This is a genomic window from Microlunatus speluncae (assembly GCF_009299835.1).
Classification (GTDB): domain Bacteria; phylum Actinomycetota; class Actinomycetes; order Propionibacteriales; family Propionibacteriaceae; genus Microlunatus; species Microlunatus speluncae.
On sequence record NZ_VKCZ01000004.1, the window covers coordinates 74196 to 93416 of the forward strand.

General features: G+C 68.6%; 24 protein-coding genes and 1 tRNA gene. 21 read left to right on the plus strand and 4 right to left on the minus strand.

Going from position 1 to position 19221, the window contains the following annotated elements:
• The first annotated feature begins 78 nt into the window (after positions 1 to 78).
• The 14 genes from FNH24_RS06580 to FNH24_RS06645 all read left to right on the plus strand — a co-directional run bounded on the left by FNH24_RS06580 (position 79) and on the right by FNH24_RS06645 (position 13058).
• The gene (locus FNH24_RS06580) at positions 79 to 1194 is read left to right on the plus strand and encodes a serine hydrolase domain-containing protein (RefSeq protein WP_152361365.1); all 1116 of its coding nucleotides are present in this window, start codon (positions 79 to 81) and stop codon (positions 1192 to 1194) included.
• A gap of 111 nt (positions 1195 to 1305) precedes the next feature.
• Entirely contained in the window at positions 1306 to 2697 is a 1392-nt protein-coding gene (locus FNH24_RS06585; RefSeq protein ID WP_152361366.1) for a sulfatase, read from the plus strand.
• A 55-nt stretch (positions 2698 to 2752) separates the two neighbouring features.
• Positions 2753 to 3070, plus strand: coding sequence for an ATP-dependent Clp protease adapter ClpS (clpS, locus tag FNH24_RS06590; protein WP_152361367.1), 318 nt, complete (start codon positions 2753 to 2755; stop codon positions 3068 to 3070).
• 59 nt (positions 3071 to 3129) lie between these two features.
• Positions 3130 to 3723, plus strand: a complete 594-nt coding sequence (locus FNH24_RS06595; protein WP_161606025.1) for a DUF2017 domain-containing protein — start codon at positions 3130 to 3132, stop codon at positions 3721 to 3723.
• A gap of 1 nt (position 3724) precedes the next feature.
• Positions 3725 to 4537, plus strand: coding sequence for a DedA family protein (locus FNH24_RS06600; protein ID WP_217428073.1), 813 nt, complete (start codon positions 3725 to 3727; stop codon positions 4535 to 4537).
• Between the two features lie 67 nt (positions 4538 to 4604).
• Positions 4605 to 5024, plus strand: a complete 420-nt coding sequence (locus FNH24_RS06605; RefSeq protein WP_152361369.1) for a M67 family metallopeptidase — start codon at positions 4605 to 4607, stop codon at positions 5022 to 5024.
• A gap of 64 nt (positions 5025 to 5088) precedes the next feature.
• Positions 5089 to 5361 (plus strand): MoaD family protein, encoded by a 273-nt coding sequence (locus FNH24_RS06610; protein WP_152361370.1) that lies wholly within the window; start codon positions 5089 to 5091, stop codon positions 5359 to 5361.
• A 4-nt stretch (positions 5362 to 5365) separates the two neighbouring features.
• Complete coding sequence (locus tag FNH24_RS06615) at positions 5366 to 6316, plus strand: PLP-dependent cysteine synthase family protein (RefSeq protein WP_152361371.1); 951 nt, start codon at positions 5366 to 5368, stop codon at positions 6314 to 6316.
• 180 nt (positions 6317 to 6496) lie between these two features.
• The gene (locus FNH24_RS06620; RefSeq protein ID WP_152361372.1) at positions 6497 to 8554 is read left to right on the plus strand and encodes a hypothetical protein; all 2058 of its coding nucleotides are present in this window, start codon (positions 6497 to 6499) and stop codon (positions 8552 to 8554) included.
• A gap of 21 nt (positions 8555 to 8575) precedes the next feature.
• Positions 8576 to 8914, plus strand: coding sequence for a hypothetical protein (locus FNH24_RS06625; RefSeq protein ID WP_152361373.1), 339 nt, complete (start codon positions 8576 to 8578; stop codon positions 8912 to 8914).
• A 57-nt stretch (positions 8915 to 8971) separates the two neighbouring features.
• Positions 8972 to 9310 carry a hypothetical protein gene (locus tag FNH24_RS06630; protein ID WP_152361374.1) on the plus strand — a complete coding sequence of 113 codons (339 nt, stop codon included), beginning with the start codon at positions 8972 to 8974 and terminating at the stop codon, positions 9308 to 9310.
• Positions 9311 to 9408: 98 nt separating this feature from the next.
• Positions 9409 to 11427 (plus strand): hypothetical protein, encoded by a 2019-nt coding sequence (locus FNH24_RS06635; RefSeq protein ID WP_152361375.1) that lies wholly within the window; start codon positions 9409 to 9411, stop codon positions 11425 to 11427.
• Between the two features lie 25 nt (positions 11428 to 11452).
• A complete protein-coding gene (gene murI / locus FNH24_RS06640; RefSeq protein ID WP_246186778.1) occupies positions 11453 to 12244 on the plus strand; it encodes a glutamate racemase in 792 nt (263 codons plus the stop codon).
• A 19-nt stretch (positions 12245 to 12263) separates the two neighbouring features.
• On the plus strand, positions 12264 to 13058 hold the full coding sequence (locus FNH24_RS06645) for an MBL fold metallo-hydrolase (protein ID WP_152361377.1): 795 nt from the start codon (positions 12264 to 12266) through the stop codon (positions 13056 to 13058).
• Positions 13059 to 13068: 10 nt separating this feature from the next.
• Here the strand turns inward: FNH24_RS06645 and FNH24_RS06650 are convergent, their stop codons facing one another.
• On the minus strand, positions 13069 to 13731 hold the full coding sequence (locus FNH24_RS06650; RefSeq protein WP_152361378.1) for a hypothetical protein: 663 nt from the start codon (positions 13729 to 13731) through the stop codon (positions 13069 to 13071).
• A gap of 133 nt (positions 13732 to 13864) precedes the next feature.
• On the opposite strand from FNH24_RS06650, the gene rph reads away from it, so the two are divergent.
• From rph to aqpZ, 5 genes are read left to right on the plus strand one after another with little or no spacing between them, the layout of a single operon-like run.
• A complete protein-coding gene (rph, locus tag FNH24_RS06655) occupies positions 13865 to 14545 on the plus strand; it encodes a ribonuclease PH (RefSeq protein WP_425486880.1) in 681 nt (226 codons plus the stop codon).
• Between the two features lie 2 nt (positions 14546 to 14547).
• Entirely contained in the window at positions 14548 to 15183 is a 636-nt protein-coding gene (locus tag FNH24_RS06660) for a non-canonical purine NTP pyrophosphatase (RefSeq protein ID WP_152361571.1), read from the plus strand.
• The gene (locus tag FNH24_RS06665; RefSeq protein WP_152361380.1) at positions 15180 to 15974 is read left to right on the plus strand and encodes a thymidylate synthase; all 795 of its coding nucleotides are present in this window, start codon (positions 15180 to 15182) and stop codon (positions 15972 to 15974) included. Before FNH24_RS06660 ends, FNH24_RS06665 begins: the two co-directional genes overlap by 4 nt.
• A 2-nt stretch (positions 15975 to 15976) precedes the next feature.
• On the plus strand, positions 15977 to 16546 hold the full coding sequence (locus FNH24_RS06670; protein ID WP_152361381.1) for a dihydrofolate reductase: 570 nt from the start codon (positions 15977 to 15979) through the stop codon (positions 16544 to 16546).
• A gap of 33 nt (positions 16547 to 16579) precedes the next feature.
• On the plus strand, positions 16580 to 17353 hold the full coding sequence (gene aqpZ, locus FNH24_RS06675) for an aquaporin Z (RefSeq protein WP_152361382.1): 774 nt from the start codon (positions 16580 to 16582) through the stop codon (positions 17351 to 17353).
• Positions 17354 to 17420: 67 nt separating this feature from the next.
• Here aqpZ and FNH24_RS06680 read toward each other — a convergent pair.
• Positions 17421 to 17502, minus strand: a tRNA-Leu gene (locus FNH24_RS06680).
• Positions 17503 to 17529: 27 nt separating this feature from the next.
• On the minus strand, positions 17530 to 18009 hold the full coding sequence (gene bcp / locus FNH24_RS06685; RefSeq protein WP_175047865.1) for a thioredoxin-dependent thiol peroxidase: 480 nt from the start codon (positions 18007 to 18009) through the stop codon (positions 17530 to 17532).
• A 142-nt stretch (positions 18010 to 18151) separates the two neighbouring features.
• Here bcp and FNH24_RS06690 point away from each other — a divergent pair, with 142 nt between their 5' ends.
• Positions 18152 to 18469: a DUF3618 domain-containing protein gene (locus FNH24_RS06690; protein WP_161606026.1), complete on the plus strand. Its 318-nt coding sequence runs from the start codon at positions 18152 to 18154 to the stop codon at positions 18467 to 18469.
• 44 nt (positions 18470 to 18513) lie between these two features.
• Positions 18514 to 18810 (plus strand): GroES family chaperonin, encoded by a 297-nt coding sequence (locus tag FNH24_RS06695; RefSeq protein WP_152361572.1) that lies wholly within the window; start codon positions 18514 to 18516, stop codon positions 18808 to 18810.
• Here the strand turns inward: FNH24_RS06695 and FNH24_RS06700 are convergent.
• Positions 18807 to 19196 (minus strand): nitroreductase family deazaflavin-dependent oxidoreductase, encoded by a 390-nt coding sequence (locus tag FNH24_RS06700; protein ID WP_152361385.1) that lies wholly within the window; start codon positions 19194 to 19196, stop codon positions 18807 to 18809. The genes FNH24_RS06695 and FNH24_RS06700 overlap by 4 nt on opposite strands.
• Positions 19197 to 19221: the final 25 nt, after the last annotated feature.

Below are 19221 nucleotides of genomic sequence, written 5' to 3' on the forward strand. Positions count from 1 at the left end.
TACGGCGCGCCGGCGGGTCGGGAATGCGGGCGCGCGGACCGTGGTTGAGCAGGCGGCACCGACCGAGAGGAACCGGAGATGGCGTTCGAGGCAGTGGATCAAGCGATCGATTCGGCACTGGCGGAGCGCCGGATCGTGGGCGCGGTGGTGCTGGTCGCTCAGGACGGTGAGCTGCGCTACGAGCGCGCGGCGGGCCTGGCCGATCGCGAAGCCGGCGTCCCGATGGCGGTCGACACCCGATTCCGCTGGTCGTCGCTGACCAAGCCGGTCACTGCGGCGACCACCATGGCGCTGGTCGAGCGGGGCGTGCTCGATCTGACCAGCCCGATCACCCGCTGGCTGCCGGACTTCCGGCCGGCGCTGCCGGACGGCACCCGCCCGGTGATCACGGTCGATCACCTGCTGCTGCACAGCGCCGGGCTGCGCTATGTGTTCGGGGACGAGGCGGGTGGTTACCTGGCGGCCGGCATCTCCGACGGCCTGGATCTGTCCTCGCGCAGCCTGGCCGAGAACGTCGACCTGATCGGCCGGATCCCGTTGCTGTTCACGCCCGGCACGTCCTGGAACTACTCGGTGGCCTACGACGTGCTCGGCGCGGTGATCGAATCGGCCACCGGCCGGCCGCTGCCCGAGGTGGTCGCCGAGCTGGTGACCGGTCCGCTGAACCTGTCCGCGACCTTTGCCCTGGACGACGCCGAAGGCCTGGCGATCCCTTACCAGGACGGCGATCCGGAGCCGACCCGGATCGAGGACGAGGTGCCGCTGTCGTTCGAGGGCAACCCGTTGGCGATGGCGCCGAGCCGGATCCTCGATCATGATCAGTTCCCGTCCGGCGGCGCCGGGATGGCCGGCACCGCTCACGACCTGTTGATCTTGCTGGAAGCGATCCGGACCGGCGGCGGTGCGATCCTCTCGGCCGAGACCGTCGCCGGGATGCTGCCGTCGCGGATCACCCGCGAGGTCGTTCCCGGAGTGACCGGTGGCTTCGGCCGCGGCTGGTCGGTGGTCGTCGATCCGGTCGCCGAGGGCAGCCCGTTGAGCTCCGGCTCGATCAGCTGGGGCGGCGTGTACGGCCACAGCTGGGCCGTCGACCTCGAGCGCAAGCTCACGATCATCAGTTGCAGCAACACCAGCCTGGAAGGGCTGTTCGGGCGATTCCCGGGCGAGGTGATCGCCGGCGCCGTCGCCGGCTGAGGGAGGCTCGTGGCCGATGCGCGGGACCCGATCTTGACGGTGCCGGAGCACGCAACCAATGATGGGCCGCGACCTTTTCGAATCGCTGCGGACGGCACGGGGAGCCCTGACGTGACGCCGAATCTGATCGTGATCTTGGTCGACGACCTCGGCTGGACCGATCTCAGTTGCTACGGCTCGACGTTCTACGAGACGCCGCACCTGGATGCGCTGGCCGCCGGCGGCGCCCGGTTCACCCAGGCCTATGCCGCGGCGCCGGTCTGTTCGCCCAGCCGGGCGGCCCTGCTGACCGGCAAATGGCCGGCACGGGTCGGCGTCACCAACTTCATCGGCGGTCACGCGGTCGGCCGGCTGGCCGACGTGCCGTACTTCCACGGCCTGCCCCGCAACGAGTATTCGCTGGCCCGGGCCCTCGCCGCCGGCGGCTACGCGACCTGGCACGTCGGCAAGTGGCATCTCGGTGGGCGGCAGACCTCGCCGGAGGTGCACGGCTTCGAGGTCAATCTCGGCGGCTGCGGGATGGGCCACCCGCCCACCTATTTCAGCCCGTACGGGATCCCGACGCTGACCGACGGCCCGGACGGCGAATACCTGACCGACCGGCTGACCGACGAAGCGGTCCGGTTGATCACCGACCATGATCAGAGCCGGCCGTTCTTCCTCAACCTTTGGCATTACACGGTGCACACGCCGATCCAGGCGCCGCAGTCGTTGATCGAGAAGTATCGGGCCAAGGCGCGTCGGCTCGGCCTGGACACCGGGGCGATCGAGACCGGCGAGCCGATGCCGCCCTGGCACCTGGACGGGGTCCGGGTGCGCCGCCGGACCGAGCACTCCGACCCGGCCTACGCGGCGATGATCGAGACCCTGGACGGCAGCGTCGGCGCGATCGTCGGGGCGCTGCGGCGGACCGGCCAGCTGGACCAGACCATGATCGTCTTCACTTCGGACAACGGTGGCCTGGCCACAGCCGAGGGATCGCCGACCTGTAACGCGCCGCTGGCCGAGGGCAAGGGCTGGCTGGAGGACGGCGGGCTGCGGGTCCCGTTGATCATCAGCGGTCCCGGCGTCGACCCGGTCGAGACGAACGCCCTGACCAGCACCCCCGACCTGTATCCGACGCTGCTCGGCCTGGCCGACGTTGAGCTGCCCGACTGGCACCGGATCGACGGTGTCGACATCCTGCCGGCGGCCTACGGCGACGAGTTCGACCGCGGGCCGATCTTCTGGCACTACCCGCACTACTCCAACCAGGGCGGGACCCCGGGCGCGGCGGTCCGGGAGGGGCGGTGGAAGCTGATCCGCTGGTTCGAGGACGGCCGGGAGGCGCTCTTCGACCTGGTCGCCGATGTCGGCGAAGGCGCCGACCGGGCCGCCGCCGAGCCCGACCTGACCCGGCGCCTGTCCGGTCGGCTGGACGACTGGCTGCGCGACGTCGGAGCGCTCCTGCCGCAACCGAACCCGGCGCCGCGGCCGAGTCCCGTACCAGCGCCGAACCCTTGACCACCGGTCAACCCCGGCGGCCACTGGGTGGCTCGTCCTTTGACACAATGGCGGGATGTCGCACACCGAGGGTCCGGTCGTCACGCCGGCCGGAGGGACCGCGATCGCGGAGCAGCCCGTCGAGGATGCGTTGGATGACACGCCTTGGGCGACGATCGTCTGGGACGATCCGGTCAACCTGATGTCGTACGTCACGCACGTCTTCGTCAACTATTTCCACTACCCGAAATCCAAGGCCGAACGGCTGATGCTGCAGGTGCACAACGACGGCAAGGCCATCGTCGCCAGCGGTGCCCGGGAAGCGATGGAGCGCGACGTCAAGGCGATGCACGAGTACGGTCTGTGGGCGACCCTCGACCGCGCCGACCAGTGAGCGCGGCGCGGTCGAACACGGCGTTGCGAGCACGGATCCAGGGAGAATCGGGTAAGGCATTGCAGAGGTTCAAGCGCAAGGGCGGCGTCATCGTCACCTCCCTGAGCGCCGACGAGGTCGAGTTGCTGACCTCGCTGGTCGGCCAGTTGGTGGAGATGGTCTCGGGTGGGCAGCCGGAGCAGTTCGGCCGGCCCGAACCGTCCCCGGCCGGCGAAACGGACCCGTTCGTGCAGTGGGCGCGGGAGTTGGAGCAACCGGACGACACGCCCGAGGTGCCGGACGATCCGGCCCTGCAGCGGCTGTTCCCGACCGCCTACCCGGCCGACGCCGAGGCGGCGGCCGACTTCCGCCGCTTCACCGAGCGGGACCTTCGGGCGACGAAGGTGACCGAGGCGACGACCGTGCTGCGCCGGCTCGCCGAAACCGAGCAGGGCCGCAATCAGCTGCGGATCCCGGCCGACGAGTCCGACGCCTGGCTGCGCACCCTGACCGGGGTCCGGCTGGCCGTGGCGGCCCGGCTCGGGATCACCGACGCCGCCGCCGCGGAGGAGCTGGCGGCGATCGCGCCGCACGACCCGCGAGCCTTCATGGCCAGCGTCTACGAATGGCTGGGGTTCGCCCAGGAGACCTTGATCATGGCCTTGGAGCGATGAAGTGACGAGCACCGAATCCAACGACAGTCCGCGGAACGCCACCGAGGATCAGACGCCGGACGCGGCCGAGAAGCAGCAGCCGACGGCGGCGGACGGGGAAGAGAAGCAGGACGACCGGACGGGTCCGATCACCTCCTGGCGGCAGGTGCTCCCGTGGCAGGGCAAGGCGACCCGGCTGGACAAGGCGCTGTTGATCACCATGGGCGCGCTGATCCTGTACGGCTTCGCGACCATCCCGCTGAAGCCGTTTCTGCTCGCCTCGCACCCGATCCTGCTGGAGTTCATGACCGGTGGCTATGCCGCCATCGGCGCCGCCGCCGCGTTCGCCCGGATCGGTGACCTGCCGCTCTGGCTGGTCGTGGTCGCCGGCGTGGTCGGCATGATCAAGTTCGACTGGTTGTTCTGGTGGACCGGGCGGCAGTGGGGACGCGGCATCGTCAACCTGTTCGCCAACGGGGAGCGGGCCAAGAAGCTCGCCGGCCGCGCGCACGAGCTAAATCCGTGGATCGTCCGGGCCGCCGTGGTCGGGGCGATGCTGCCGGGAATCCCGGCCGCGCTGGTCTTCGCGATCGCGGGCTGGACCCGGATGCGGCTGGTCACCTTCATGCTGCTCGACCTGGTCGGCGCGCTGATCATGACCGGTCTGGTCACCTGGCTCGGCTTCAGCCTCGGCCAGTCGGCGGTCGACGTCGTGCTGACCATCGACAAGTACGCCCTCTGGATCAGCCTGGCGCTGATCTTCGGGATCGCGATCATCACCTCGGTCAAGCAGAGCCGGCGGCAGAAGCAGCAGCAGTCTCCGCCGGCGGAGTGAGCCCCGCGAGTCTCAGGATGCGGGCGGTGATCGAGCGCCGGCGCCGGGCCGCCTAGGCTCCGCAACTGTGCTGAAGATCAGCCAGGCGTACCTCGACGAAATGATCAAGCATGCCCGGGAGGACTTTCCCGACGAGGCCTGCGGCGTGATCATCGGTCCGGAGGACACGCGGGACCTGGCCCGGCTGGTCCGGATCACCAACGCGGAGCGGTCGCCGACCTACTTCAGGTTCGACCCGGACGAGCGACTCCAGCTGTCCAACGAGATGTTTCCGCTGGACCAGGAGGTGCTGGTGGTCTACCACTCGCACACCTCCACGGAGGCGTACCCGTCGCGGACCGATATCTCCGAGGCGTACGAGCCGCAGGCCCACTACGTGATCGTCTCGCTGGAGGAGTCCGGCCGTGAGGAAGGCCCGGTCTCGGTGCGGGCGTACCGGATCCTCGACGGCGACGTGACCGAGGAAGAGATCACGATCCGGGAATAACCCGGCCCGGCAGACCTGTTGCTGACGGTAGGACCGCTCTGCGGGCGAACGAAGGAGAGATCGGATGGCCGTCGAGGTCAGAATTCCCACCATTCTGCGGACGTACACCGCCGGCGAGAAGCTGGTGCAGGGCAGCGGCGACACCGTCGAGCGGGTGATCGACGACCTGGAGAGCCGCCACCCCGGGCTGAAGGAACGCCTGGTCGAGGAGCAGGGTCTGCGGCGCTTCGTCAACGTCTACGTGAATGACGAGGATGTCCGGTTCACCGGCGGCCTCGGCTCCGCGGTCGCCGACGGCGACGTGATCGTGGTGCTGCCGGCCGTCGCCGGCGGCTGATCCGATGACCCGGTACGACTCGCTCGCGGACTCGGTCGGCAACACGCCGCTGATCGGGCTGCCGCGGCTGTCGCCGGGGGAGGGTGTCCGGCTCTGGGCCAAGCTGGAGGACCGGAACCCGACTGGTTCGATCAAGGACCGCGCGGCGCTGAGCATGATCACCGCCGCCGAGCAGGACGGCACGCTGCGGCCGGGCTGCACGATCTTGGAACCGACCAGCGGCAACACCGGGATCGCGCTGGCGATGGCGGCCAAGACCAAGGGCTATCGGCTGGTCTGCGTGATGCCCGAAAACACTTCTGCAGAACGGAAGCAGCTGCTGGCGATGTGGGGCGCGGAGATCGTTTCCTCACCCGCGGCCGGTGGCTCCAACCAGGCGGTCGCGGTGGCCAAGAAGCTGGCCACGGAGCATCCCGACTGGGTGATGCTCTACCAGTACGGCAACCGGGCCAACGCCGACGCGCATTTCCACGGCACCGCCGCGGAGATCGAGGCCGACCTGCCCGAGGTGACCCACATCGTGGCCGGGCTCGGCACCACCGGCACCCTGATGGGGATCGGCCGCTACTTCTCCGAGCGGCGACCCGAGGTCAAGATCATCGCGGCCGAGCCGCGCTACGGCGAGCTGGTCTACGGGCTGCGCAACCTGGACGAGGGCTTCGTGCCCGAGCTGTACGAGGAGAAGTACGTCAGCAGCCGGTTCTCCGTCGGCGCCCGGGACGCGATCCGCCGGGTCCGGCAACTGCTGGAGACCGAGGGGATCTTCGCCGGCCTGTCCGCCGGCGCGGTGCTGCACGCCGCGCTGGGCCAGGCCACGAAGTCGCTGAAGGCGGGCGAGACCGCCGACATCGTGGTGATCATCGCCGACGGCGGCTGGAAGTATCTCTCCACCGGCGCGTACGACACCGATCTGGACACCGCCGAGGAGCTGCTCGACGGCCAGGTCTGGGCCTGACGGTTTCATTTCTCTGAATCTTAGTTTTGTTCCACGGGAACGGGTAAACGCTTGCCGAAGGTCGGGCAGCGGTGTAACAGTGTGCTCATGTCTTCAGAGTCGAGGCCAACGCTTCAGTCAGCATCGATCGATCGACGGCGTTTCCTGGCCGTCACCGCGGGGGCCACGGGCGCCGCGCTGGTGACCGGCACCGGCACCGGGATCGCCCAGGCCGCCACCGGCGGGATCACCGTCCGGCTGGGCCCGGCTGATCAGGGTCCGGGGATGAAGCTGGTCGGGTTCAACACCGGTCACTTCATGCCGGGCGGCAACACCGCGGCGTGGTTGGAGTATTCCAACGTCAACGCGGTCCGCTTCTTCGCCAGCTTGTCCATCTGGTGTCCCGACGCGGCCTTCGACGACGGCGCGGGCGTCGAGACGATCGACGATTTCGACGCCCGGGTGGAGCAACTCCGCCGCGACTCGCGGGAGTTCATCGACTGGGCGGCGTTGCGGGAGCTGTGGTCCACCCACATCTACGAGACGACCAATCACTACAACCTGGACTACGAGCTGACCCAGTTGCACCGGCTGGGCATCACGCCGATCATGCAGGCCGCCGAGTTGGCCTGGAACTCGCCCTGGTCCGGCCTGTGGCTGATGTGGCAGAAGCACTACGCGTTCACCTATCACGTGGCGAGCCGGTGGGGAGTCGAGCGGTTCAACTTCAACAACGAGCCGGACCACCCCAATTCCGATCATGACTTCGTCGACCAGCAGATCTACATCCGCGGCCTGCAGATCGCCTCCGACGCGATTCGGGCGGCGATCGCGGACGTCAACCGGGAGCATCGGACGAGGTTGCGGGCGATCGTGCAGGCGCCGGTGATCACCCACGCGTCACAGACCAGTGGCCCCTTCCACATGGACGCCGACCCCGACGCCGATCCGCGCGACGACGAGCACGGCTGGGGTGAGATCAGCCTGCGCAACCTGCGCACCGACTACCACGGCCGCGAAGTCGATCATGATCTGTTCGATGTGTTCGACACCCACCTGTACAACAAGACCGCGGAGACGTATACGTACGAGCTCGCCATGATGGACGAGAAGATGCGGAGCTACACACCGACCGGCGTCGCCTTGCCGGTCGTCTATTCGGAGTTCAACCGGCGCAACACCGGCGCCTTCGAGACCAGCGGTGACGACCTGAACACGCCGTTGGTGTTCTCCGAGCTGGCCGAGATCTGGGGTGCCGCGCTGACCGGCGGTGCCGAGGGGATGATCTGCTTCAAGTTCGACAACACGGTGCGGGCCAACGGAATCCCTTACGGGACTGGGCACTACTACGTCGAGAACGCGGGCGACTACAACATCCGCGGGGTGAAGAAGGCGGCCGAATCCAACCGGATGTTCGCCGGCCGCTTCGCCGCCGCCGCCGGCCGCAGCGTGGTCGGCACCACGGTGTCGTCCGACGGCCCGGCCGTCCGGCCCAACGTGATCGTCGCCGCTCGTGACGCCGGGATCCGCCGCACCTCGATCTGGCTGCCGCACCACTCGGCCGAGGCGGCCCACCCGGTCACCCTCGACCTGTCCGCCGGTCGGGTCCGGCCGAAGGGTGCCGCGATCTTCGTCCAGGAGGTCAGCGCGACCCACAGCGGGGACGTGATCATGCTGGGATCCCTGCCGGACAACGGGAAGCTGACGGTCGACCAGCCGGCGGGTTGCGTCTGGATGATCACCGTGCTCGAGGCCGGCCGGTCCCCGGACGTACGGCGAGCGCGGCGGGCCTTCGGGGTCAGTCCGAGCGGTCCGTCGCCGTCGGTCGTCGTCGGCCGGGCCGGGGCGGACGTGGATCCGGCGGTCGGCTATCTGTCCTTCGAGACGTCGCACTCCCGGCCCCGGGCCGCCCTGCTCGAGCTCGACGGGGCCGCGACCGATGGGGCTCCGCTGACCTTCACCGTCTACGCGCTGATCAAGACCGACTGGGATGACGACGTGACCTGGGACTCCGCGCCGTACCTTGATCAGGAGCACGTCCGGGCCGACTCCGTCGGCACCGTGGCCTTTCCGGCGGGCCAGCTGACTGCCGCCGCCGAGGCCGGCACCGTACGCCTCGACGTGACTTCGGTGCTGGCGAAGGCGCGGAACGGACGGATCGGGTTCCTGCTGATCCGCGAGCGGGCCCACGACGAGGACACCGCCGACAACGGCCGCCGAGCCGAGTTCACGGCCGCGCGACTGCGGACCTGGGCCTGACCCGACCTAAGCTGCCCGGACATGAGTGAGTTTCCGCTGTATCGATCACCCGGTTCGGCCGAGTCCGGCGACAGGCTGTGGTACGTCCTGGTCGAGTGTCCCAGCCGGTCGCCCGCGAGCCCGGCGGCGCGGGTCCGGTTCGGCGTCGACGAAGCGTTCGGTGACTTCGAGGCGGCACTCGCCGCCGCGGAACGTTGTGCGTTCACCTGCTGGCCGGGGGACACCCCGGGAGACAATGGCCGCCAGGTGTTCCGGACCGGAGACCGGGACTTCACGACGATCATCGACTGCGGCTGGACGAGTCACCACTTCGTCACCCGGGTGGCTCAGCACGTCGGGGACGTGACGACCGCGGGATAGGCCCGATCGAAGACGGCCGAGCCGAGGCTGGCCCCGGGACCGCTACGCTCTCGACCCGTGAGCGACTTCCCTGTCTATCAGCCGTCCGGCGGTTCCGGCGACGTGCAGAGCGCTGCCGGATCCTCGAGCTGGCTGGTCCTGGTCGAATATTCCAACGGCGGCCAGGCCAAGCCGCCGACATTGATCGAGCAGGTCGGCGACGCCCACGCCGACGTGGAGAGCGCGATCGCGGCGGCCCGGCAGGCCGCGTCCGACTTCGAGCCACCGGATCCGTTCTCGCCGCAGGGGCGGCGAATGTTCCGCACCGGCGACCGGGAGTTCCTCACCATCATCGATGGCGCGATGTCGACCTTCCACTTCATCACCCGCGTCGCCGAGGAGCTCGGCAGCTCCTGATCATCCATCGCCGTCCTTGACATGGAACGGTGCCGCGACCACGATCTTGTGGACGTGGCACAACGTTTCGTGTCATGCAGCCGGCGAGGGGACTGGTCATGATCAGCAAGACGGATCCGCGCAAGTCGGCGCTGAGCTTGTCGAAGTGCCTCGGCCTGGTCACCCTGCTGGTGCTCACCGGCTTGACCGCGGCCCAGGCCCAGACGCTGCCGCAGCGGGTGGTCGGCGGGCCGGCTCCCCTGCTGGCCAACTCCGGCTTCGACGCGGGTAACGGCGCCGGCCAGCCGATCGGTTGGGCGGTGACCGGTGCGGCGGGCAGCGCCACGGTGATCAACCGGGTGGCCGACCGGACCGCGGGGCTGGCCTCGCTCCAGGTGACCGATGCCGCCGGGACCTCGGTCGCCGTGCGGTCGGAGAAGATCGTGGCGACCCCGGGCCGGGACTACGAACTGACCGCCAAGGTGCGGACCGGGAGTGGCACGCCGGCCGCCCTCTACCTCGAGTTCTGGGACTTCAACGGCGCTCGGGTCGGGGTCGTGCAGACCCAGCCCGAAGCCTCGACCGCCTGGCAGACGATCACCTTGACGGCGAAGTCGCCGGCGGCCGCGGCGCACGTGACCGCGCTGATCTACGGCACCCAGGCCGCGGCCGGCGTCTCGTTCTGGGACGAGACCGAGTTGATCATGGAGCCGGCCGGCTACGACCCGGCCGTCGGCTCCGCCCGCGAGCTGTTCCTGGACGACTACCGGATCGAGTCGGCGCACGACGTCGGCCGGGTGGTGCATCCGGCGACCACCAGCGCCGAGCCGGTGATCCGGGCCGACCGGCCGTGGGAGGACAGCGCCTACATCTACGGCTCGGTGATCAAGATCGGGAAGACGTACCGGATGTGGTACACGTGCTACAACGATCAACCGCCCAACTACCACCTGTGTTACGCCGAGTCGAGCGACCTGGAGACCTGGACCAAGCCCCTGGGTCGCGGCTCGATCGGCTACGGCGACCTCCCGGCGTCGCAGACCAACATCGTCGCCGCCAACTCCGGCACGGTGGCCTACAACCCGGAAGCGCCGGCCGACCGCCGCTACGTGATGCTCACCTTCCGGTCCGGCACCGTGAACGACACCCTCGGCTACTACACCCGCTTCTCCGCCGACGGCTACACCTGGACCGAGGTGGAGGGCAAGCCGGTGCTGCTGGACGGCGATGTCTCCAACCTCAGTTGGGATCCGCAGACCAAGCGCTACGTCGCGACGATCAAGAAGCGGATGTTCACCGCCCGCACCCCGGGGACGTACGAGCGGTCGGCGTTCATCTCCACCAGCCCGGACGCGATCACCTGGACCGAGCCGACGCTCGCGGTCAGCGGCGACTACGCCGACGACGGCAAGGCCGAGCAACTCGGCGGGCTGGAGAGCCAGGTCTACGGCATGCCGGTGATGCGCTACGAGAGCGGCTTCGTCGGATTCCCCTGGATGTTCGCGCTGACCGACTTCACCTCGGGCGAACACAAGGCGGCCGCCGACGGCCCGGTCGAGGTCCAGGTCGCCTCGTCCCGGGATCTGACCGAATGGCAGCGCCCGGTCCGCGAGCCGGTGATCAAGACCGGCCTGCCCGGCAGCTGGAACGACGGCGCGCACTACACCGCCTCCACGTTGCAGGTGAGCCAGGAGAAGATCAACCTGCTCTACGGCGCGTTCAACAACGAGCACGGCGGCGCCGACCCGAACGATCCCAATCGGGATCAGCACATCGGTCAGATCGGCAAGGCCAGCTGGCGTCGCGAGGGCTGGGTCTCGCTCACCAATGGGGCATCCGGCGGCGTCGGGGATCCGGGCCGGGTCACCACCAAGCCGATCGTGTTCGACGGCGACCGGCTGCACCTCAACGCCGTGGTCCGGCCGCGCGGCAGCATCACGGTCGAGGTGTTGGACGCCGACGGTGCCGTGATCGACGGCTTCGGCCGTGACGACGCCGTGCCGGTCCGCGGCGATCAGCTGGACGCCCGCCTCACCTGGCGCGACGGCAAGTCCTTGAAGGCGCTCGCCGGCCAGCCGATCAAGCTCCGGTTCAGCATCGAGAACGCCGACCTCTACTCCTTCTGGATCACCTCCTGACGAGGGACCGATTACCCTTGGGCGGGTGAATCCACAGGCGCCGATCGGGATCTTCGACTCCGGGTTCGGCGGGCTGACCGTGGCGCGGGCCGTGATCGACCAGCTGCCGTACGAGGACGTGCTCTATCTGGGCGACACGGCCCGGGCGCCGTACGGTGAGAAGCCGCTGGCCGAGGTCCGTGAGTACGCCCTGGAATGCCTTGATCATCTGGTCGAGCAGGACGTCAAGCTGCTGGTCATCGCCTGCAACTCGGCCAGCTCCGCGGTGCTCCGGGATGCCCGGGAGCGCTATCCGGTGCCGGTGGTCGAGGTGATCTTGCCCGCGGCGCGGCACGCCGTCGCGGCGACCGGCACCGGCCGGGTCGGAGTGATCTGCACCGAGGCGACGGCGACCTCCCTGTCCTACGACGACGCCTTTGCCGCGGCACCCCAGATCGAGCTGCACACCGCCGCCTGCCCGCGGTTCGTCGAGTTCGTCGAGGCCGGGATCACCGGTGGGCCGGAGCTGCTGGCCTGCGCCGAGGACTACCTGAAACCCTTGCGGGCGGCCGATATCGACACTTTGATCTTGGGTTGCACGCACTATCCGCTGCTGACCGGCGTGATCTCGTACGTGATCGGCGACGTCACCCTGGTGTCCAGCGCGGAGGAGTGCGCCAAGGAGGCGTACGCAGTGCTGACCCGGCGCGGTCTGGTGCACGAGACGCCGCGGGAGAGCCGGACCCGGTTCCTCACCACCGGCAGCCCGGACCAGTTCGCCCGGCTGGGCACGAGGTTGATGCCGGGCATGATCGACAACGTGGAACAGTTCAGTTGATCTTGATGGGGAGCTGATCATGAAGTTGACCATCGTCGGTTGCAGCGGATCCGGCTCGGGTCCGGACTCGCCGGCATCCAGCTATCTGGTCCAGGCCGATCACCAGGGCCGGACGTTCTCGCTGCTGCTCGATCTCGGCCCGGGATCGTTCGGGGGCCTGTTCCGCTACCTCGACCCGGCCGACCTCGACGCGGTGCTGTTCAGCCATCTGCATCCCGACCACTGCCTCGACCTGTGCGCGCTCTACGTCGGCGCCAGCTATTCGGCGACCGCGCCGTGGCGGCCGGCGACCGTCTTCGGGCCGGCCGGCACCGCCGAGCGGATGGTCCGCGCCTACGACGTCGCCGCGCCGCCCGGCGTCGAGCCGGCCGAGCCGGCGCGGGGCATCGCCGACTTCTTCGACTACCGGACCTGGCAACCGAGCCAGCCGATCGGGCCGTTCGAGGTCACGGTCACCCGGGTGGCGCATCCGGTCGAGGCCTACGCGATCCGGCTGACCGAGCGGACCGAGACCGAGCCGTCCCTGGTCTTCTCCGGCGACACCGGTCCGTCGGAGTCGCTGACCGAGCTGGCCCGCGGCGCCGATCTGTTGTTGATCGAGTCGTCCTTTCTCGACGTGCCCGGCAACCCGGCCGGCCTGCACCTGTCCGGCCGGGAGGCCGCCGAGACCGGCGCCGCGGCCGGCGTGGGCGCGATCGTGCTCACCCACATCCCGCCGTGGCACGACCCGGAGCGGGTGCTGGCCGAGGCCACCCCGCACTTCGCGGGCTCGATCGAACTGGCCCGGTCCGGGGCTTGCTGGACCATCGACTAGGAACTCTGATTCAGAGGCAGGAGTCCGGCGCCGCGGCCAGTTCCTCGATGCCGGCGACCTGCCATTGGTTCTCGGCCTTGTCCAGATACATCAAGACTCGGTGGACGTTGAGCCGCAAGAGCGTCCGCCGTCCGTCGCCGCTGACAAAGGTCACCTTCGTCCGATCGACACAGGCATTCACATAGGTGTTGGGTACATCGTCGTCGAGTCGGATCTGTGGATTCCCCCAGACGTTCGTGATCACCGTCGCACCCTCCCAACGATCACCGTTTGTCTTGACTGCGCGCGCCTCCTCCTGGTCGGACCAGAGCGTGGTGCTGTCGGGATGGAGGTACTTGGCGACATAGTCGGGGAGCTTGTTCGCGCCGCCGGACTGGTACAACCGGTCGAGGGCCTGCAGGTACTCGGTGTAGGCCTGCGCCGCCGCAGCGGCGGCACGATCCTCAGCCGACTCCGGGGCCGAGGGCGTCGGGCTCGGCGACTCCGACGGCGCTGGGCTCGGCGACTGGGCCATCACCGGTGACGAGGGCGGCGGTGACTGGGGTGGCGGTGTCGGCGTGGCGGTGCAGCCGAGCGTGAGAGCGAGTAGCAGACCGGCCCAAACGGAGGCCCGGATAGGGCTGCGCAACGGGGGAACCGGGCGTCGGCGCGTGGCCCGCAGCGTGATCGGCACCTGCTCACTATGACATCCGGGCGCCGCGAGGGACCGGATTCGAGGTTCGAGTCACCGGCCCCGAACGCGGCCACTAGGGTTGTCTGCCGTGACGACAAGAGCCGACGGACGAGCCCGGGACAAACTGCGGAACGTGAAGTTCACGCGCAACTGGCTTGATCATGCCGAGGGATCAGTGCTGGTCGAGTTCGGCGACACCAAGGTGCTGGTCGCCGCCAGCGTGACCGAAGGGGTGCCGCGGTGGCGGAAGGGCTCCGGGCTCGGCTGGGTGACCAGCGAGTACGCGATGCTGCCGCGCTCGACCCACACCCGATCGGACCGCGAATCGATCCGCGGCCGGGTCGGCGGCCGGACCCACGAGATCAGCCGGCTGATCGGCCGCAGCCTGCGCGCGGTGATCGACTACCAGGCGCTGGGCGAGAACACGATCGTGCTCGACTGCGACGTGCTGCAGGCCGACGGCGGCACCCGGACCGCGTCGATCACCGGCGCCTACGTGGCGCTGGCCGACGCGGTCGACTGGCTGCGGCATCGCAACCTGCTGAACGGTGACCCGCTGTCCGGTTCGGTCGCCGCCGTGTCGGTGGGCGTGGTGGGCGGCGAGGCGCTGCTCGACCTCTGTTACACCGAGGACGCCGCGGCCGAGGTCGACATGAACGTCGTGATGAGCGGGACCGGCGAGTTCATCGAGGTGCAGGGCACCGCCGAGGGGGCGCCGTTCGACCGGACCACGCTGGACGACCTGCTGGAGTTGGGCGCGGCCGGCTGCGAGACGCTGACCGCCCTGCAGGAGAAGGCGCTCTCCGGGCGGTGATCATGGACTCCGTGGTGCTGGCGACCGGGAACGCCAAGAAGCTGACCGAGCTGCGCCGGCTGGTCGAGGCGGCCGGGCTGCGGCTCACCGTGCTCGGCCTCGGTGAGGTCGCGGACTACCCGGCGCCGGTGGAGACCGAACCGACCTTCGAGGGCAACGCGTTGATCAAGGCCCGGGCCTGCGTCGCGGCGACCGGATTGCCGAGCCTGGCCGACGACTCCGGGCTGGCTGTCGACGTGCTGAACGGGATGCCCGGGGTCCGGTCGGCCCGCTGGGCCGGGCCCGACGCGGCCGACGAAGACAACAACGCGTTGCTGCTGCGCCAGCTGGACGACGTTCCGGACGGCCGGCGCGGTGCGCGGTTCGTCTGCGCCATGGCGCTGGTGCTGCCGAGCAGCGCCGAGCGGCCGAACGGCGCCGAGCACGTCCGTACCGGGGTGATGACCGGGCAACTGCTGCACGCCCCGGTGGGCGAACGCGGCTTCGGCTACGATCCGCTCTTCGTCACCGACGGGCAGCAGCTCAGCAACGCCGAACTGACCGGCGAGGCCAAGGACGCGATCAGCCACCGCGGTCAGGCGGTCCGGGCGATCATCGACGTCCTGTCCGCCGAGCTGGCACGAAAGGCCGGGGGATGAGGACCTATCTCGATCTTCTTGATCATGTGCTGACCACCGGCGTCCGCAAGGCGGACCGGACCGGCACCGGCACGCTGAGCACCTTCGGTTACCAGCTGCGGTTCGACCTGGCCCAGGGCTTCCCGCTGCTGACGACGAAGAAGCTGCACGTGAAGTCGATCTTCGCCGAGCTGCTCTGGTTCGTCTCCGGCTCCACCAACGTCGGCCCGCTACAGGAGCAGGGCGTGTCGATCTGGGACGAGTGGGCCGACGCGGACGGCGAGCTCGGCCCGGTCTACGGCTACCAGTGGCGGTCCTGGCCGGCGCCCGACGGGCGGCAGCTCGATCAGCTGGCCGCGGTGATCGAATCGATCAAGGTCAATCCCGACTCCCGGCGGCATCTGGTCAGCGCCTGGAACGTGGCCGATCTCGATCGCATGGCGTTGCCGCCGTGCCACACCCTGTTTCAGTTCTACGTCGCCGAAGGCCGGCTGTCCTGCCAGCTCTATCAACGCTCGGCCGACATCTTCCTCGGGGTGCCGTTCAACATCGCCTCGTACGCGTTGCTGACCCGACTGGTCGCCCAGGTCTGCGGACTCCAGCCGGGCGAACTCGTGCACACCCTCGGCGATGCGCACCTCTATCTCAACCACGTCGAGCAGGCCAAGAAGCAATTGACCCGGGAGCCGCGGCCGTTGCCGCGACTGATCATCAATCCCGAGATCAGCGACATCGACAAGTTCACACTCGATGATCTTCGGATCGAGGGCTACGACCCGCACCCGGGCATCAAGGCCCCGATCGCGGTCTGATCATGACGGAGGAATCGGCGTCCCGGCCGCCGGCGGGATCGATCGTCGCGATCGCCGCGTTCGCCCGCAACCGAGTGATCGGCAACGGCCCGGACATCCCGTGGCGCATTTCGGCGGACTGGAAGCGATTCCGCCGAGTCACCGACGGGCACGTGTTGATCATGGGCCGGAAGACATACGCGTCGATCGGCCGACCCCTGCCCGGCCGGCACACGATCGTGATCACCCGGGACGCCGGCTGGCAGGCGGACGGCGTGATCACGACCGGCGGCGTGTCCGAGGCGATTGCACTGGCCCGGACCCAACACCCCGAATCGATCATCTTCATCGCCGGCGGCGGCGAGATCTATCGGGCCGCCTGGGACAGCCTGGAATTCCTCGATGTGACCGAGGTCGACGCCGAACCGGCCGGCGATATCACCTTTCCGCCGATCGACTCCGCCGAATGGCGGGAGTTGTCCCGCGAACGGCAGGATGGATTCGCCTGGGTTTTCTACGAGCGCGTGCCCGAAAGGGATCCAATTCTGCGTGTCGGGCCCGGAATCGGCGATCAGGACGGACAATCTCCTTAGATATCGGGGACGTTGCCTACTGAGGAGATCACGATGGCTGAGCCACGATTGGCTGCCAAGCTCGGGGCAGAATTCTTGGGGACCTTCTGGCTGGTGTTCGGCGGGTGCGGCAGCGCCGTGCTGGCCGCCAAATTCCTGGCGGCCGATCCCGGGACCAATACCCAGGTCCAATTGGGGATCGGATTCGTCGGGGTGTCACTCGCCTTCGGCCTGACCGTGCTGACCGGCGCGTACGCCTTCGGGCATGTGTCCGGCGGGCATTTCAATCCGGCCGTGACGATCGGCCTGGCGATCGCGAAGCGATTCGAGTGGAAGGGCGTGCTGCCCTACATCGCGACCCAGATCGTGGCCGCGTCGTTCGCCGGTCTGATCCTGTTCATCATCGCGTCCGGCCAGGACGGCTTCAATGCAGTGGAGAGCGGCTTCGCGACCAACGGCTTCGGTGATCGATCACCGGGCGGTTATGGCCTGCTCGCGGCGTTGATCATCGAGGTGGTGCTGACCGCGGTCTTCCTCTACATCATTCTCGGCGCAACCGACGACCGCGCGCCGAAGGTTTTCGCCCCGATCGCGATCGGCCTCGGCCTGACCCTGATCCACCTGGTCAGCATCCCGGTCACCAACACCTCGGTGAACCCGGCCCGCTCCCTCGGCGTCGCCTGGTTCGCCGGCGGAGCGGCCCTGTCGCAGGTCTGGCTGTTCATCGTCGCCCCGATCATCGGAGCGGCCATCGCCGGCTTCACGTACGCCCTGATCACCGGCGCCAACGCCCAACCCGTCGACGAAGGCATAGCCAACAACCCGTAAACCCCCCGACTTGTCAGACTCTAGGCACGCTATAACGTGCCTAGAGTCTGACAACTCGGGGTTTGGGTGCCGAAGGAGGGACTTGAACCCTCACGCCCGAAGGCACAGGAACCTAAATCCTGCGTGTCTGCCAATTCCACCACTTCGGCCCGGACGCCCATGCTAATGGCGCCCGTTCAGACCCCGAGGTCGCGGCGCAGCTTGGCGACGTGGCCGGTGGCCTTGACGTTGTATTGCGCCACGGCGATGGTGCCCTGACCGGAGGCGTCGACGTCGACCACGAAGGTGGACCGGATGACGCCCTCGATCACCTTCCCGTACAGCATCTTCTCGCCGAATGCCGCGTACGCCTGCAGGGTCGACTTGTCCTCGTCCGCGAGCAATGGGAACGACACCGACTCCTTGTCCCGGAACTTGGCCAGCTTGGCCACCGGATCCGGGGAGATGCCGATCACCTGCAGCCCGGCCTGATCCAGGTCCGGCCCGGCGGCGGTGAAATCGACCGCCTGGGTGGTGCAGCCCGGCGTCATCGCGGCCGGGTAGAAGTAGACGATCACCCGCTGCCCGGCGAAGTCGGACAGGGAAATCTTGGTGCCGTCCGCATCGGGCAGGGAGAAGGCGGGGGCGGCGTCGCCGGCGGTGAGTCGTTCGGTCATGGGCAGAACCTTAGGGCCTCGACTTTCGGGCCGCGGCCGGGGCAGGGCATGCGAAGCAAAGGGATTGCAATACGCTGTTGCACCGGGTCGACGCAGGGGTACGGGGGTCGATGAAGGTTCGGGGCCGAAGGAGGGATCACCGATGGCGACTGAGGATCAGGCACCGGCGCGTGAGCGCACGCGGACCGAGATCGAGGCCGACCTTGCGGCTGCCCGCTTGCGGCTCGGGCATTCGGTCGAACAGTTGATCGACCAGGTGCATCCGACCCGGATCAAGCAGCGGCAGATCGCCGGCCTCAAGGACTGGGCGTCGGCCGAGCTCGAGAACGCGAAATCGCAGTTCGTCGACGACCAGGGCCGGATCCGGACCGAACGGCTGGCCGTGATCGGCGGCGCCGTGGCCGGCTTCGTCACCTTCGTGGTCATCGTGCGGGCGATCGTACGGAAGAGGAAAAGCTGATCGTGTCTGATCAGACGGGGAGCGCGGAGCCGCTACCGATCCGGATGTTGCACGACCGGGTCCTGGTCTCCGCCGAGAACGAAGCCGGCGAGCGCCGGAGCGGCGGGGGAATCGTGATTCCCGCGACCGTGGCGATCGGCCGCCGGCTGGCCTGGGCCAAGGTCGTGGCCGTCGGCTCGAACGTCCGGACGGTCAAGGTCGACGACCGGGTCCTGTACGACCCGGCCGACCGGGCCGAGGTCGAAGTGCGCAGCAAGGATTTCGTGCTGCTCCGCGAGCGTGACCTGCACGCCGTCGCCGCCGAGCGGCTCTCCGACGGCAACACCGGCCTGTATCTCTAGCTCACTGGCTTGTCGTCCAGGTAGAGGAACCCGGTCACGTCGTTCAGCGCGAGCACCTGGCTGACGAAGACCTTCGGCATGTGCTGCCGGGTCGGATCGTGCACGATCCGCGGATTGATCAACTGGTGCGTGCGCCGCCGCGTCTCCAACGCGCAGCCGCTGGCCCTGATCACGTTCTTCACCCAGTCCGAATCCGGCCCGTACGTGAGCGCGACGACGAAGCCGCCGTCGGTGCGGAAGACGTTGATCGGCGTCCGGAACTCCTTGCCGGACCGGCGACCGCGATGGATCACGATGCCGAAGCCGGGCAGCCAGCTCGCGAGATGCCTGGTGACCCGGTTGAGTCCGACCCGATTGAGCCGGGCGACCCGCTGTGAGAACACCATCAGAACGCCTCCCGGATTAATTCAA